Annotated in this window: 12 protein-coding genes; 5 read left to right on the forward strand and 7 right to left on the reverse strand. The window is 42.9% G+C overall.

Annotation, left to right across the window (positions count from 1 at the left end):
- Positions 1 to 22: 22 nt before the first annotated feature.
- Together X939_RS0105730 and X939_RS0105735 are read left to right on the forward strand one after the other, a co-directional pair.
- A complete protein-coding gene (locus tag X939_RS0105730) occupies positions 23 to 1,486 on the forward strand; it encodes an alpha-L-fucosidase (protein ID WP_025762309.1) in 1,464 nt (487 codons plus the stop codon).
- Between the two features lie 189 nt (positions 1,487 to 1,675).
- Positions 1,676 to 2,116 carry a VOC family protein gene (locus X939_RS0105735; RefSeq protein ID WP_025762310.1) on the forward strand — a complete coding sequence of 147 codons (441 nt, stop codon included), beginning with the start codon at positions 1,676 to 1,678 and terminating at the stop codon, positions 2,114 to 2,116.
- Positions 2,117 to 2,245: 129 nt separating this feature from the next.
- Here X939_RS0105735 and X939_RS0105740 read toward each other — a convergent pair whose 3' ends face one another.
- The 5 genes from X939_RS0105740 to X939_RS0105760 all read right to left on the reverse strand — a co-directional run bounded on the left by X939_RS0105740 (position 2,246) and on the right by X939_RS0105760 (position 11,320).
- Positions 2,246 to 2,692, reverse strand: coding sequence for a DinB family protein (locus tag X939_RS0105740; protein ID WP_025762311.1), 447 nt, complete (start codon positions 2,690 to 2,692; stop codon positions 2,246 to 2,248).
- Positions 2,693 to 2,990: 298 nt separating this feature from the next.
- Positions 2,991 to 6,800: a metallophosphoesterase gene (locus tag X939_RS0105745; RefSeq protein WP_025762312.1), complete on the reverse strand. Its 3,810-nt coding sequence runs from the start codon at positions 6,798 to 6,800 to the stop codon at positions 2,991 to 2,993.
- Between the two features lie 45 nt (positions 6,801 to 6,845).
- A complete protein-coding gene (locus X939_RS0105750; RefSeq protein ID WP_131694653.1) occupies positions 6,846 to 7,721 on the reverse strand; it encodes an SdiA-regulated domain-containing protein in 876 nt (291 codons plus the stop codon).
- Between the two features lie 7 nt (positions 7,722 to 7,728).
- Positions 7,729 to 8,922: a Pycsar system effector family protein gene (locus X939_RS0105755; RefSeq protein WP_025762314.1), complete on the reverse strand. Its 1,194-nt coding sequence runs from the start codon at positions 8,920 to 8,922 to the stop codon at positions 7,729 to 7,731.
- A 16-nt stretch (positions 8,923 to 8,938) separates the two neighbouring features.
- Positions 8,939 to 11,320, reverse strand: coding sequence for a hypothetical protein (locus X939_RS0105760; RefSeq protein WP_025762315.1), 2,382 nt, complete (start codon positions 11,318 to 11,320; stop codon positions 8,939 to 8,941).
- Positions 11,321 to 11,540: 220 nt separating this feature from the next.
- On the opposite strand from X939_RS0105760, the gene X939_RS0105765 reads away from it, so the two are divergent.
- Complete coding sequence (locus X939_RS0105765) at positions 11,541 to 12,284, forward strand: flavodoxin family protein (RefSeq protein ID WP_229236003.1); 744 nt, start codon at positions 11,541 to 11,543, stop codon at positions 12,282 to 12,284.
- A 71-nt stretch (positions 12,285 to 12,355) separates the two neighbouring features.
- On the opposite strand, the gene X939_RS0105770 is transcribed toward X939_RS0105765, so the two are convergent.
- Positions 12,356 to 12,964: a hypothetical protein gene (locus X939_RS0105770; RefSeq protein WP_044198665.1), complete on the reverse strand. Its 609-nt coding sequence runs from the start codon at positions 12,962 to 12,964 to the stop codon at positions 12,356 to 12,358.
- A 22-nt stretch (positions 12,965 to 12,986) separates the two neighbouring features.
- Entirely contained in the window at positions 12,987 to 13,175 is a 189-nt protein-coding gene (locus X939_RS0105775) for a DUF2158 domain-containing protein (RefSeq protein WP_025762318.1), read from the reverse strand.
- A 233-nt stretch (positions 13,176 to 13,408) separates the two neighbouring features.
- Here X939_RS0105775 and X939_RS0105785 point away from each other — a divergent pair, with 233 nt between their 5' ends.
- Both X939_RS0105785 and glgX read left to right on the forward strand, forming a co-directional pair.
- Positions 13,409 to 13,681 carry an SWEET family sugar transporter gene (locus X939_RS0105785; protein ID WP_025762319.1) on the forward strand — a complete coding sequence of 91 codons (273 nt, stop codon included), beginning with the start codon at positions 13,409 to 13,411 and terminating at the stop codon, positions 13,679 to 13,681.
- A 76-nt stretch (positions 13,682 to 13,757) separates the two neighbouring features.
- The gene (glgX, locus tag X939_RS0105790; protein WP_025762320.1) at positions 13,758 to 15,935 is read left to right on the forward strand and encodes a glycogen debranching protein GlgX; all 2,178 of its coding nucleotides are present in this window, start codon (positions 13,758 to 13,760) and stop codon (positions 15,933 to 15,935) included.
- Positions 15,936 to 15,950: the final 15 nt, after the last annotated feature.

The following is a 15,950-nucleotide window of genomic DNA, read 5'->3' on the forward strand; positions in this document are numbered from 1 at the left end:
TATAAACCTGAACCAATCATTCATGCATAAATTTATATTAGGTCTTTCTTTATTGGCCGCTACAGCCGTACAGGGACAAACTCCACCAAAACCATTTGGCGCTGTGCCTGCCCCAAGACAACTCGAATGGCATAAAACAGAAGTTTACGGGCTAATCCATTTTACGCCGACCACCTTTGAAAACAAGGAATGGGGCTATGGAGATGCAGACCCTAAAACATTTAACCCTACTGCCTTCGACGCGGAGCAGATTGTACTGGCAGCGAAAGCCGGAGGATTAAAGGGCATTGTATTGGTTTCTAAACATCATGATGGATTTGCGTTATGGCCTACAAAAACCACTGACTACAATATCAGCAAAAGCCCATTCCGAGACGGTAAGGGCGATATGGTGCGCGAAGTAGCCGATGCAGCCCGGAAGCATGGTCTTAAATTCGGAGTTTACTGCTCTCCATGGGATCGGAATAATGCCCTGTATGGCTCTCCGGAATATCTTCAAATCTATCGCGCTCAGCTTACGGAATTGTATAGCAATTATGGAGAATTATTTATGTCTTGGCACGATGGAGCCATGGGTGGCGATGGATATTATGGTGGCGCCAACGAGAAACGTTCTATAGACAATACGGTCTATTACGACTGGTCTAATACCTGGGGAGGCATTACCCGAAAATTGCAACCCAGTGCAAATATTTTCAGTGATGTGGGCTGGGATGTTCGCTGGGCAGGAAATGAGGATGGATCGGTAGACCCTACTTCCTGGGCCACCCTCACTCCAGTGCCCCCTGTAGGCAAGAATGAAGCCGTACCTGGCCAGGCTAATGCTACCGAAAACCCAGGTGGCACAAGAGGTGGTAAATTCTGGATTCCTGCTGAATGCGACGTCCCCCTTCGTAAAGGCTGGTTTTACCATGAAAACGAAAAACCTAAGAGTCCGGAAAAGCTCTTTGAATTATACCTTAAGAGTGTAGGTCGCGGAGCAGCCTTGGACTTAGGCCTGGCTCCCGACACCCGGGGGCAGCTACATGAGGACGATGTAGCAGCTCTGAAAACATTTGGAGAGAGGCTCTCAAAGACTTTCTCCGAAAATCTGGCAGCTAAAGCCTCGATTCGGGCGGTAAATGTTAGAGGATATAATTCCATTTACAGTGCCAAGAATATTTTGGATGGAAATCCAGAGACCTATTGGGCCACTGACGACGACTTCAAAACCCCCGATGCAGTTATTGAACTAACTAAGCCAGTAACATTTGACATCATTTCTATTCAAGAGTACATTCAGCTTGGCCAAAGAATAGAAGAATTTGCTGTAGATGCCTGGGATGGCCAGGAATGGAAGGAGATTGGTAAGGCCACCAGCGTAGGTGCCAAAAGACTTATTAAATTACCCGAGCCCGTCACGGCTCAAAAAGTAAGATTACGTATTACCAAATCCCCTGTCTCAATAGCCCTCAGCAGTTTTGGTCTGTACAAAGACAGTCAATAGAATAATCCCTATTCCCGCCCCCCCCAACCAATATGAATGAAACAGTTTGGTTGGGGGATTTTTTTGTTTTGAATTGCCGTATTTACCCCCATTTTTTGTCATAATTGGCTATGTACCAGGCTGCCCTCATGCTGTACTTTTGTATAGAAGTAACACCAGCATTAGACTCATTCACTAAACGTTCAAATTATGGCCAGCGTAAGCACTTATCTAAATTTTAAAAGGAATACTGAAGAGGCATTTGAATTTTACAAAACAGTTTTTGGCGGGGAATACTATGGACAAGGACCGATGCGCTTTGCCGATGCCCCTCCTCAAGAAGGAATGCCCCCTCTTGCAGAGGCCGACAAAAACTTGATCATGCATGTCGAATTACGCATCCTGGACAGTCATAGCCTTATGGGCACCGATTGTCCCGATTCAATGGGTTTTCAATTAAACGTTGGAAATAATATTAATATAAACCTTATGCCGGATACCAGAGAAGAAACCAAGAAACTCTTCGATCGACTATCCGATGGCGGAACTATAACGATGCCCCTGGAAGACATGTTCTGGGGCGACTATTTCGGTAGTTGTACAGACAAATTTGGAATCAACTGGATGTTCAATTGTCCTGAAAAAAAATGATTATTCCAGAATAAAGCGGCCCTGTGATGTCCAGTCCACTCTGGGCATATGGGGCCCCTTATTTTGGCCCTCCTATTCAAACGCTTCCAATAGCCTTACCTGCTCTTAGATTACCAACCTTACAGCAAATTAATACGTCTTATAGTAGATATAGTCTGTTACTAAAGGATCGACTCCACATTTTCTAAATTCGGTAGCTATCTGTCCCCTGTGGTAAGTCGAGTGATTGATTATGTGAAACAAAATATCTGATATAACCCTGGTAAAAACTTGTCCTTTGCTGTTGGAGTAAGTTATTTCTGCATTCAAATCCAGTTCTGCCAGAATCATCATTGATTCTTGGTAATTGGTCAGATCAATATTTTTAATATCTGTATTGGGCTGTAACTGCCATACACCAAAATCGGCCGCTTTCAATAATATTCTTCTGTTCCAAATATGGTGGGCATTGAGCATATGACTATATAATTTCAGGGCATTATCAGAAAGCTTGAAAGGAGAATCTTCATACTTTTTCGCCAAAGCCTGATTTGTTTGATAATTATATAAAAATAGTGTTTCGAAAAAAGCTTGCATCCTTCAGTGAGTTAAGTGAGACGAATAATACGTTTCTGGTTTTAAACCTAGAAGACAAAATTTTTAATTTAACTATGATCTTATATCATGTAAGAATTCTTCGTTTGAAATATAGAATGCATGTGATCCGCATATTTGTGAAGAAGGCAAACAGATTATATTATCAAAATATACAATTACAAATAAACTGCCTGTCAATAGATTAGGCCTGAGCAATTAGATATTTATATCCAACTAAAGGGCATTACCAAATAGGATATACCAATTGACTCCAGGGGTGCCCTTAACTCAGGCAGATTTAAAACCAAAAACCCGTTTGTAAAGCAAGCCTGGGACCTTCTTCCTGCTTCTCTTTGGGCATAAAAACTCCTACAGAAATCGTAAGAAGATTAACTGGAGCAAACCAAAACCCGCCCCCATAGCTGTAATGCCAATTGGTTGCGGTATCGTTTTGAACCCATACACGTCCATAGTCAATGCTGGCGAATAGCCCGTAGGTAAGGGGCAAGGTGGCGTTATAGCTACTATTCACCCTTACCCGCAAATCGGTTTCTTGCCAGAAGCTGCTTTTACCATAAAATCGTTCCGCTCGGTAACCTCTCAGGCCTTGTCGTGCTCCTAAGGTAGGCATTTGAAAGAAGGCAAAATCATTGCCGAAATTGACCTCTGTTCCGAGTCTCGTCGCCAAAATGAAACGCTCCTTCACATCCAGAGATCGATAGAAGACCAGCTGGGACTTCAGAGCTGAAAAGGATCTGTGGCTGTTCAGTTCATGTGTCCAGTCGAGCCGCGTCATAAACTTAATCCCTGAATGAGGCATGGCATAATTATCTACACTTTTGAAATCGAAAAGGGCTCGCCCTCCCAGAAATGCGCGGGTATCGAATACATTTGGTCCAAGTTCATTTTGTGGAGAAGTAATAAAGCGCCCTATAGTAGGCTCTATTTTATTGACCTCAGCAAAGGGCCCAATGGCAAAAAATCCATCGCTCGATCCTATTCGTTTTTTGAAAGCAGGAAATAGCGCTACCCCCTGTTGCCGCACCCTGTAAAAATTCGCTCTTTCAGGAAGCCGAATCGAGTTATTCCCTCTTCCAGTATAATTAAAAGCATAGCTTGGTCCATGTAAATGGCCGTTCAAATAGAAATCCCACTTTCCAAAAGCATTAATAAAGTCGCCCGTATAATCAAGAATAAGAGACTTGGTGCCAAAAGCATAGCGGAGACCAATTTTTTGCATGGAAGCAAAAGGCTCTTTTTTGAACCCATAGCGGGTATAATTCAGACCCGCACCTAACATTACCCCGTCGTCAGGATTATAGCCTATCAGGGGCAAAGGCATCAGAATGTCATAATTGCTGTCGGCACTGCGGCGATCATATATATTAAATCGATATTGACTACTGCGCTTATCCGTGAAATTAGGAGACGAATGAAGCCTATTATTACGCCGATCGTCATAAACCTTGATCTTTTTCCCTCTCCGGACAGAGTCGGCCAAATCTATATATTCGTCTTTCCCCAATCCTCCAATGAGCCGTATATTAATAGGGGCTCTACCAGTCCCCTGGTGAACGAAGGAATCGTCATCCCCTATGCCATACAATTGTACCGATCGGGTGATTGCTGCATCGAAAGTCCGGTCGTATCGTAAATCTTTTAGTTTACCTTTTTTACTCAGATCATAGACCCTAACCCTTAATTGGTGGTCATTGATATGATCAATTTCAAAGCGTTCTTTTTTCTCAGTACCTATAACATTCACTGAACGGCTTACAAAGGAATAATGATCACGAGCGATTTCCCGCAAGCCATCTCTCCTGGCTTTAATATTTCGAGCAATCTCATCGGCTGCCAATTCCCTGGCCTTTGCAGGCCAGCGATCAAAAGCTTGGTCAATAATTTCATCTGTAAGCTTTTCCTGGACGAAAGATACTTGCTGCTCCCATTCTGGCCAGGAAAGTCCGTTTAAGAAAGTCCGGTCCATGAGTCTGGCGCTCCAGGTCGACCACTTAACACTTTTCACAACAGGGTCGAAGCTCTGCAACTGACGCAAAAAAGGCTCAGTAAACCGAGCCAATTCCGTAATGGTGCCATCATACAAGGAAAATGCCTGATCCCTATCTTTAGGGATGGGTCTAAAAATCTTGCTCCCATGGGGACCTTTTAGCATAGCCCAGGCCCACTGATCATCGTGTCGGTCCCAGTCACCAATCAGAAAGTCAAGCATTCTGGTTCTTAACATCCACGATTCGTCCACCCTATTTTCCGGGTCTTCCAAAATCTCCTCTACCACGTCGGTAGTGCCGACAATTTTATCGGGATAGCCAAAATGTGCAGCATCTCTCCAATGCTTCCCTTTCGGCCGTTCTTCGTATAAATTCATTGTAGCTCCTACCGCCTCATTATATCCTTCTAGGCCAGGCTGCTCAGGAACATACACCAGTTCGGGATTGGTATGATATACCCCAATGGCCCCGGCTAAGACCGGGACAGAAAGTGGCGCAAATGGATTGGTAGATAGAAAATTGTCCTCTACCAAATATTTTGCCGCACTCATCTTATTAAAGGGAAAAGGTATAAATCGTGTAACGTCCTTGGCCAATCCTCGTAAAACATATTCCTTCCCATCACTGGCTTCGAGTCTCAATGAGTTAGTCTGATTCCCCCCTCCTAATTTCACGGGAACCATGCCTCCTTTTTCTTTGGACAAATCAAATACCCGAAATTTATAGGGTTGCTGATAAAGGTTTCTATTATGTTTTCCGAACAAAAATCCATGAAACTTTCCTACCTGTCCTGCCGGTTGCATGGTAACAAATTGGTCGATACTATCTCGCTCAAGCTCCGGTCGCGAAGGATTCTCAAGCAAATAGGCTTTATATTCAGGATCCTTTTTTTCTTTTATTATTTTTCTAAAAATTATCCTGGCACTTTTACCATCTGGAGCAACGGCATAATAAGTAGTCCATACCTGCCCCCCTTCATAAAATTCCAGGGTGCTATAGCCAGGCTCCGAAGAGGCAAACTCGGATCCTTTGCCCATCCCTACCGGGCTCTTTTTTGACCCACTCCCACTGACAATAAAACTATGATTTTCGTTTTGTATAAATTGCAAGCCATGCTCATGACCACTGGCGAAGACAAAGCGACCATTCTTATTCGCCCCTGCCAGGAGCGCTTTCCGTAAATCTCTATAGCGCTTATTTACCATGTCCTGGCGAGAACCAATGGTGGCCCGGAACAAAGCACTAATTGTGCCTAAGCCGGGAAGAGGGATATACCATCCTGGATTTATTTCTGTCAGCGGAAACAGATGCTGTTTCCAGGTAAAGCGTCCCCCATGCGGGCCATAGGTATAGGGTGGATGATGCATGGCAATGACCACTTGTTTGGCTCGATACTTCCGAACAACATTTTCGAAGACAAATTGAAAATGTGCCCTATTTTTTATCTCACAGCCATCATTCATTTTGGGCTCCTTATCCCAATCCATCAACCACCATTGAGAATCTACCACAATCACCACGACATCATCGTTCAATTCCACAACTTCCGGCCCGGAACACCCGTCTAGAGGTAAAAAATAATCCTCATAATCGTCTTTATCTTTTACCCCTCTATTTTTATTAATATATTTTTGAACAAATTTTTGTTGCCTTTTCAGACCTTGGCCACCCCATCCGCGCCAATCATGATTTCCAGGAATGAAAATAGGTCGACCTTTAAAATCTTTGATAATTTCTAATTGGGATGAAAGCCGGAACTCGGCTATGGCTCGGTTCGCAGAATCCTCAGAAGGTGGCATTCCGCTTGGATAAATGTTGTCTCCCAGAAATAGCACCGAACTATTACTTACCTCCTGGGAAAGTATTTCTTTTAAATAGGAAAGAACAGGCGCCTTATTTTCAGGACTATCATTGCCCGCATCACCGATCAGATACATGGTATGTAGCACTTTTCCGGACATAGGCATTTCCTGATCCCAATCCTTAGTTACCGAGGCGTATTGAGTTTTATATCCCGCGCAGCCAGTGATCAGAAGCGCTATCGCAACCAATATTGTATAATTTAATCGATGCTGAAATTGATAGAAGGGTATGGTCATCACTAAAAATGGATATTTCAATTCTTTTCACTAATTAATTTATAGCTATTTTGGATCCTTATACTGGAAAAACAATATGTTGGCATCCTTATTGCTCCCGGCTTCGTTGGAGATATAAAGATTGCCTTGTTGATCGAATAGCATACCTTCTGGTTGTTGAAATATGGACCTTTTAAGCGTATATGTTTGCTGAACTTTCCATTCCGGACTTAATTCTATTAATTGAAGATTGATGGAGGAAAGCAGACACCATCGCTGCGTGAAAGGATGTCGCGCAAGGGCCGAGGGTTGAAACCTTTTATTCATTCCCCCTTGATTCATTCCCGAAAGATCTATTTTGATTGGACTGGATTTTAATCCAGCCTCGTCTGCCGTTAAACGGTATACCGTAACAGAACTTTTACTAAGCTCCCGATCACATTTTTTACACAAAACATAAAGGGCTGAACTAATACTATCCCCATACATACCTTCATACTCACCCTTGGGCACAACATTATCAAAAGTCTTTACATTCCTAATCTTACCTTCGTCGAGGGCCGCTGTCGGAAAAGAAAATATGGTACCATCACTTCTAAGCACGTAAATATGAGCCCCCAATAAGGCGATGTCCTCATAATCGCCTCTCTTGGCAAATTCAATCGACTCAGTTTTTTTTTCTTCTAGGGTAAATGTAAAGATCTTTCCGTCCTCATCCTGAATGGCCAGAATATCTGTGGAATGAATATCTCTTAGGGCAATTCCCGAAATTTCATCCAGTGCCTTAACCATAGGATATCGTACCGGCTTTTGTAAGTCATAGGCTACACTTACCTTTTCCTGGCCCTGCTTCCGTTCGCAGCCCAAAGTACTCAGCAAAAATGGAAGGAGAAAAAGGAGTAAAGGCATGTAGGACTTGGAACAAGTTAAAGATAGGTTCATATTCTAATTATTGTAAATCTTTATGAGCCATATAGGCCGCTACCACGAAGCAAAGCACAGAAACTACTATACCAAACATAAATATATTGTATGCCACTCGAAGCAGGCGATACTTTCTCCCTAATACTACCCCTTGCGAGTAAACATCTTTCGTAAGATTTCCGTATAAGAACTCTTTATCGTTCATGACACGCTGCATCCCCTCATAATATGCTTCGTAAGGCATGCGGTAGAAATTACCAAAAAACAATAGATTCACACTTTTGTTCTCTACAGATTCTTTCGAAAAGGTTCCATTAGGAATTTGAGGACGGGTGGCCAAAATAGAAAACACCATGGTTATGACACATACAATCAGTAAGGTGGCGGTAGGTATGATAAGATGGGGTGTTTCTTCCATCATCCGAAATAAAACACTGAGCAATACCGAAATGATAATTGAGGTGGTTGTGATCATAATATGTGCCTTATTGTCGGCCATATCACTCAAGCGCTGGTGATTGCTGGAGGTTACTCTAAACATGGTCTCGATCCCCCGCCCAGGCTTACTCAAATGCTCATCCTGCTCAATTTTGCGAGGCCCATCTATCTTCATCTGTTTCTTATCGGCTCCCTTAGCCTTTAACGAATTCAGATTCTCCCGCTTTTGATCCCCTAAGAGTTGCTGGCATAGGCTCGTTTTAAATGTATGTTCTTTAAGGAGCTTAATCGTACTATCATTCCACTCGGATTTACTAATCTTCCGACCCAACCGCGATTCGGCTTCTTTCCGCATTAATTTATTATTGGACATGAAATCCGTAGTCCCAAAGTGATATAGATCGGCATCGCAAACGATTTGCTGTAATAAGTTTTGAGGTGATTGAGGAAGTTTGGTAGCCAAAATACAGCCTTTAATTTCTGCAATTATGGATTCAGGAACATGATGTATGTCTAGGAAACCCGCAGCTAGTTTTGCCCCCCTTTCTTCATGCCCTTCTGCATCGCCATTAAAATATCCGGTATCGTGAAACCAGGCAGCAACCTTAACGATAAAGACCTCCTCAGCGCTAAGCTCAAATTTTACAGCCATCTTACTAGCACTTTCCACCACCGATCGCGTATGGGAGAGGTTGTGGTACTCCAACCGGGTAAAGGACAATTCCTCGAACAGTCGTACCACCTCATTTTCTACAAGAATTAATAACTCGCTGTAATCCATATTCGTTTTAATAGATTTATGTCTGGAAGTTAATACCAACCCTAAGGGCCCTCAAGCCGTATACACCTTGCAATTCCTCTAATTCTAATTGCTCCAAATCGTCCAGCAGAATATTTTGGTTCTGTAATGTACTAATATAGGACAGGTATTCCTTTAGTATATCTTCGTTAAAATATACCAATGCAATTTTCCCCGGTTGCGTAAGGCGCTCACCCGTTTGGAGTACATGAACCTTGTCAATTCTTTTCTTAATTACCTGATAACGGATATTATAGGCTCCCTCCACATCGAAGCGGCGCTCGTCGTCACGAAAACCGATATCAATGCTCCCTGAGTGAATAAAAATCAGTTGAGTAGTCTCCAACTGTCGAGGTATATTAGGTCCGAGGTGATGGGTCATTTTAGCGATCGCTGCCATAGAAGAAATTTGCCAGTAACGGATATTTTTAAGATATAGCTCATTAAAGGCTTTTTGGGGAGCAATGGACTGGCCCATGTAAATATCATATTCGATACCATCGGTGCGAAATTTCTCGAAGTAGATAGGATAAGTCTGTTGAATTTCTAATCGTGACAGATCTAAATACTGATTAATTGCCGAGTTTATCTGCCCCATGGACAACTCCAGTGCCCGGCGATTCTGGAATGCCTCTCCAGTTTCTTCATCAATCATTGCGAAATATTGGTTAATCGACGCCAGTACCTCTGCCCTGATATCTTCGGGCAAGGAAGCCCCATCATTTTCTAGAAAATGAATTAAAAAGGGGTGCAATTCATCGTCAAGAAAGTGATGTAACTGAACCTCATCGCTATCAGACCTATGAAGTCTGATTTTCTCAAAAAAAGTATTGGTATTGAAGATCATCGCCTGCGCCAAACCAAACCCTGCCTTTTTACGAATCAGAGTAAGTGTATCTATCAAGGCTTGAAACTGTACTTCCAGATCAGCTTGTAATGCCACCGCTCTTTCTACGGTCGAATTGCGAATATCTATGGCTCCATAGAGCGGATAGACATCCTTAAATACAATTTTTTCTATATCCTTTTTAGCCTTTGACCCTGGCTCATGCTCGTGTTTGAGATAATCCCAAGCCACTTCCTTAAATTTCCATTCAACTGCTCCCTGCAGAGAGGTAAAGCGATCTTTAATAACCTCATCCAACTGTCGATTGAAAGCCATTATATCTTTCTGAAGCAGTTGCTGAGCATATGGCAAGGCGCCTTGCAACCTCGCTAGTATTCTTTCATTCACCAGGTTTTCTTCACTGGAGTACACATTCAATACCCCTACTAATGCCTGATTACAATAGATTGGCATCATGGTAAAGGAAAGTATCCCCCCCGCTTTGATATTCCGCAAATAGTCCGGGCTATCTTCTGTAAGCTGAATGGTGGGCATAAATACCATTTTGGGATTGTCAAAATATTGCTCGGCTAACTGCTCCAAATTCTCCTCAGAATAATCTCCCTTCAACAATATGTCATACATACGGCTCGACTTAATGAATTGCTGATTAATGATTGGGCGTCCATTTACCTTCATCAAAGGCAATAAATCGAAAGATACTTTCCGGGAACCTACCAGTATGCTCAAGGTATCGGATAATTCTTCATACTGGGATTCACTACTGGAGGTGTCCTTGTTAATTAACATATTCTTCAACCGCTCAATCGCGTAATCAGCTGTAATGTTTTCAAGGCTGAGAATTGAAAACCCTGAGAAGACAAAGTTAGACAAGGGTAATATTTTCAATATAGCGGACGGATCCATCCGCTCCTGCCATTCCTTACGCAAAAGGTCTATATCGAAATGAGGCAATTCGCCTGTAGGAGCTATTTCAACATAGGAATTATCAATATTACAGCGATAATAGCTGAATAGACCCGTGTTTTCATCGAGTAAGGAAATGGTCTGTATGGCATGTGGCAAAGGAGGAAAACCATATAATTTTTCCAGAATCACTGAATAAATGAGCTTAATATGATCCTCAGTTTCCGACTCAGACTGTTCCATCACCTGACATTTTAGCTGCATAAAACTCTTGTCCATTACAAGTTCATAAAAGGCGTCAGTACCATAGAACACAGTTGGCTGCATAGGTGGACAAAAGGCAATAAGGGTATCGGCTTTAGGGCTTAAACCGGGAACCAGCATTCGATAAATATAGTCCAGCTGAGTGGTAAATTGAGAAGTCTGCTGTGCCGTCATGGGCTGTAAGAACTCCGGATTGGCCTTTATTACTTCCACCACCGGGTTTAAAAGAGCAGCTTCCGCCTCAGTCGCCGAGGCATTCGCCGAGTCAATACTTTGAACGACCTTGTTGAAGGATATATGAGAATTCAGATCTGCGCCAAGCACCTGCGAGCTATCTCCTATCTGAAGTATATGTGTTTTCATGCAATTGATTTTATGTAATTGAAAAGGTTTAATAGGTAGATAAAGTTCATTCTCCAAGGCCTTTTATCTCCTACAAATTCATCATAGGCATCATTATTTTAGCTCTACAGGTCAACACAAATCCACCGATTAGAACCCTTATTTTTCACCAATAGACATAGCGTAAAGAAAAGGGACTAAAATCGATTCGGATGAAGTTATAACTAAACAGCCTATTAATATGGATATGATTTTAAACACTATACAAAAGCGATGGAATGAAGAGAATACGGAAGATTTCAGCAGTCTATCGGCAATCTTTTTAAACTGCACCCTCAAAAAATCTCCAGAAATTTCGAATACAGAAGGGCTGATGCGGATGTCGCAAACCATCATGGAAGCCAATGGGATATCAACACAGATGATAAGGCTGGTCGATCATCAGATTGCCCATGGAGTTCAGCCCGATATGACCAAGCATGGCTGGGAAGTGGATGAGTGGCCCTCTATACAGGAAAAAATTATGGCTGCAGACATCCTTGTGCTGGGAACGCCCATTTGGCTTGGTGATAAGTCTTCGGTGGCCGCGCAAGCTATAGAAAGACTGTATGCCAATTCAGCTATTTTAAATAACCAGGGACAATATGCCTATTATGGAAAGGTGGGAGGGTGCGTTGTTACCGGAAACGAGGATGGAATTAAACACTGCGCCATGAATATCCTGTATAGCCTGCAACATTTGGGCTACAGTATTCCTCCTCAAGCCGATGCCGGCTGGATAGGTGAAGCCGGGCCCGGCCCCTCCTATTTGAATAAAGAAGAAGGCGGACTTCAAAATGATTTCACTACCCGGAATACAACCTTCATGACATGGAATCTGATGCACTTGGCCCAGTTGCTCCAGACTGGTTTCCCATCGCATGGCAATCAGCGTTCGGATTGGGATAAAAGCGACCATAACGCCCCCAATCCAGAATACAGATAAGTTACAAAAAGTTTTTCATTAAAAAGGGTGCTTTCAAAGCACCCTTTTTAATGAAAACGCGAAGTCGTTACTTAGTCTAACAGCCCCTCCGTCAACATTTTCCATTGATGATGAGAGTAGACACCGATACCGATAATACCCACCAGCTTATTTCGGATGTCATCCCCCAAATTTTCAGCTGTATCGTTTATCTGTAAGTTTTTATCGTAAATGGCCGCTGTCACTTGCCTACCCTCCTGGGTAATCGTGAAAGTACTCGTAGACTCTGGCCCGTAAAAGTGAGCAGTGGCCTTATCCATCTTTCCAGGATTAGTCGTCGGCCTAACCCTGATGCCTACACTTTTCACATTGGGAGCATCGTATTCCTTTATCAACTCTACCATAACCCAATCTCGACCATCCCCCGATTTGGTACCTGGGCCTGGAATGTCAATACGCAAGCAATCGCCTTCTTCTACGGTTCTATCTACAGGAGTACCAAACCGATCCGTTATCTGAAAATTCGTAACGGGCTGGTTGGTAAGCTCATTCCAACGATTAACATCTAATAGCCTCAGACGTGCAACTTCGAAAAGAGCGACAGCTGCCTCTATGGTTTCGCACTCCCTGATTGTTTGTGCGACAATTTCCTTTCCATCATACTGGGCAGGAATTGTACCTGTCTCATTATGTTCTTTCATGATTCTCAATTTTATATTTACTCTATGCATTAAGTAATACGAGTTCTTCTTCCTTATAAACGTCTTCCTGGCTTTGACCGTCCTGGTCGGTATAGCGACATTTTACATTTGGAGCCTCTGACTCCTGATTCACATAATCGACAACGGTCATTGCTTGGGTTCCTTGTTGGAGCTTGACCCAATCTCCTGTCTGAAATTTTCTGTTAGTCATAAATCTATGATTTTATCATTTGTACATCAAAAAAGGAAATGAAAATGCTCTTCCAAATCAACCTGAATAATGGTGAAAAAATCAGTTGATTTACCTGAGCATAATCTGTAGCTCAATTCTATAAAAAATTGTTCCATCCCCATTATGATGATTAACTGTATCCAGTAAAATCTGGCACGAATATTATAATGGCATTAAGGTTATAATTACAACAAATACATAAAGTTATAGGTATGAATTTTATCCAAGGGCTTGGGATTGTAGCAGGTATTTGTACCTCATCATCTTTGATACCCCAACTTGTAAAAACTATAAAAAGCAAGGCGGCATCTGAGGTATCCACTTTTATGTTTATTGTGCTCATGAGCGGAAATGCCCTATGGATTTACTATGGGATCGAAAAAAACGATATGCCCATAATTATCACCAATGCCTTCTCCATGCTCTTAAACATTGCCATGTTGATATTAAAGTACCGGTACACCAGCACTCCGGATCACCAGTAATAAATAAACTGGGGAAAAATTAGCTACTGACCAACTGATCAACTTTTCTCACTATGAATTCTTTAACTAAAATGATATGGACAAAAAAATTGCAAATGAAGTCTTAACGCATAGACTGGGCGGAGAAACGCATGTGTTACCAGGCAAGCCCTATCCTTTAGGTGCGCATTGGGACGGTAAAGGGGTAAATTTTGCCCTCTTTTCCGAAAACGCAACTGCCGTAACCTTATGCCTTTACGATAAGGATGAACAGGAAATGTGCAGCATAAAAATAGAGGAAGTTACCCACTTTATCTGGCATTGCTATATCCCCGACATCAAGCCAGGTCAATTGTATGGCTATCGTGTTGACGGACCTTACGAGCCAGCACACGGATTACGTTTCAATGCCAATAAGTTGCTTATCGATCCTTATGCCAAAGCGATATCCAGGACGGTCGTCTGGGACGATGCCTTATTTAGTTATCAAATCGGCAGCGACGAAGAAGATTATAGTTTTAGCAGTACCGATAGCGCACCTTTTATCCCTAAGTCTGTGGTGATCGACAATCGTTTTGACTGGGGCGATAGCAAATCTCCGAATGTACCTTACCATGATACCATTATTTATGAGGCGCATGTGAAAGGGCTCACTTATATGCATCCTGATATTCCTGAAGAAATTCGAGGGACTTATGCAGGACTGGCTCATCCGGTGATGCTTGAATACCTACAGAAATTAGGGGTAACAACCATAGAATTAATGCCGGTGCATCATTTTGTTAGTGACCGCCATTTAGTAGATCAAGGACTTACTAATTATTGGGGTTATAATAGCCTGGGATTTTTCGCACCGGATGTACGATACAGCTCATCCGGTTCTGCTGGACAACAGGTATACGAATTCAAGGAAATGGTGAAAGCTATGCACGAAGCTGGCATAGAAGTAATTCTGGACGTCGTATATAACCACACCGCCGAAGGCAATCATCTGGGCCCTACACTTTCCTTTAAGGGTATTGACAATCCCGCTTATTATAGATTAAGCCAGGAAGATCCCCGCTATTATGTAGATTACACGGGAACGGGTAATACTCTAAATACCCGCCTCCCCTATGTCCTGGGACTTATCATGGATAGTCTGCGTTATTGGATTACTGAAATGCATGTAGATGGTTTTCGATTCGATTTGGCTTCATCCTTAGCCCGTTCACTCCACGAAACGGACACCTTGAGCTCCTTCTTTAATATTATACATCAAGACCCCATTATATCCCAAGTCAAGCTGATTGCCGAGCCATGGGATATTCACCAGGACGGATATATGGTGGGGAAATTTCCCGTGGGTTGGGCCGAATGGAATGGTATGTACCGCGATTGTGTACGCGATTTCTGGAGGGGTGCCGACAGTACCCTGGCCGAATTTGCTCGACGTATTACTGGGAGCTCTGATTTGTATCAGGGCGGATACCGAAGTCCTACAGCCAGTATTAATCTGATTACGGCTCATGATGGGTTCACCTTGAATGATCTGGTGAGCTATAACGAGAAGCATAATCTGGAAAATGGTGAGGACAACAGGGATGGGGCTGATCATGATCGCTCCTGGAATTGTGGAGAAGAGGGTCCTAGCGATAATCCTGAGATCATCGCTCTACGGGATAAACAGAAACGCAACTTCCTGACTACGCTTTTCCTGTCACAAGGAGTGCCTATGCTGGTAGCCGGTGATGAATTCGGCAGGACTCAATATGGTAATAATAATGCATACTGCCAGGATAATGAAATATCTTGGTTAAACTGGGCGCAGCGAGATGAAAACTTGCTCCAATATTGTCAGGCTATCATCCAATTCACAAAATCACATCCTACTTTCAGAAGGAAAAGATGGTTTCAGGGCCTACCAGTAGAAGGTTCGGGCATTGAAGATATTCGCTGGTATCTCCCGGACGGAAGTCTTATGTCCAGTCATAACTGGGAACATGACTTCGCAAAATCTCTTGGCCTGTACCTCAATGGGCAGGGAATACGTTGCCGAAGTGATCAGGGAGACCCCATGAGGGATGATAGTTTTTATATCCTGTTTAACGCACATTATGAACCCGTAATTTATACCGTCCCTCCAGACGAGCGAGGAACAGTGTGGTATAAAGTGATAGACACCAGCACTGGAATAGTCGAAAGACAGCCAGAGGAATACCCTACCGGAGCGATTATTGAGGTCCCAAGTAGATCGGTGCTTGTGCTAATTTGTCCTTCTCCACACCAGGAATAAATTACAGTTCAACAA

The organism is Dyadobacter tibetensis Y620-1, from assembly GCF_000566685.1.
Lineage (GTDB): Bacteria > Bacteroidota > Bacteroidia > Cytophagales > Spirosomataceae > Dyadobacter > Dyadobacter tibetensis.

What these genes read in the sequence shown, in the direction of transcription:
- X939_RS0105770 (WP_044198665.1), bottom strand. Translation starts at nt 12,964, where the DNA reads ATGAAAGAACATAATGAGACAGGTACAATTCCTGCCCAGTATGATGGA.
- X939_RS0105760 (WP_025762315.1), bottom strand. Translation starts at nt 11,320, where the DNA reads ATGAAAACACATATACTTCAGATAGGAGATAGCTCGCAGGTGCTTGGC.
- X939_RS0105740 (WP_025762311.1), bottom strand. Translation starts at nt 2,692, where the DNA reads ATGCAAGCTTTTTTCGAAACACTATTTTTATATAATTATCAAACAAAT.
- X939_RS0105775 (WP_025762318.1), bottom strand. Translation starts at nt 13,175, where the DNA reads ATGACTAACAGAAAATTTCAGACAGGAGATTGGGTCAAGCTCCAACAA.
- X939_RS0105765 (WP_229236003.1), top strand. Translation starts at nt 11,541, where the DNA reads ATGGATATGATTTTAAACACTATACAAAAGCGATGGAATGAAGAGAAT.
- X939_RS0105785 (WP_025762319.1), top strand. Translation starts at nt 13,409, where the DNA reads ATGAATTTTATCCAAGGGCTTGGGATTGTAGCAGGTATTTGTACCTCA.
- glgX (WP_025762320.1), top strand. Translation starts at nt 13,758, where the DNA reads ATGGACAAAAAAATTGCAAATGAAGTCTTAACGCATAGACTGGGCGGA.
- X939_RS0105735 (WP_025762310.1), top strand. Translation starts at nt 1,676, where the DNA reads ATGGCCAGCGTAAGCACTTATCTAAATTTTAAAAGGAATACTGAAGAG.
- X939_RS0105730 (WP_025762309.1), top strand. Translation starts at nt 23, where the DNA reads ATGCATAAATTTATATTAGGTCTTTCTTTATTGGCCGCTACAGCCGTA.
- X939_RS0105745 (WP_025762312.1), bottom strand. Translation starts at nt 6,800, where the DNA reads ATGACCATACCCTTCTATCAATTTCAGCATCGATTAAATTATACAATA.
- X939_RS0105755 (WP_025762314.1), bottom strand. Translation starts at nt 8,922, where the DNA reads ATGGATTACAGCGAGTTATTAATTCTTGTAGAAAATGAGGTGGTACGA.
- X939_RS0105750 (WP_131694653.1), bottom strand. Translation starts at nt 7,721, where the DNA reads ATGAACCTATCTTTAACTTGTTCCAAGTCCTACATGCCTTTACTCCTT.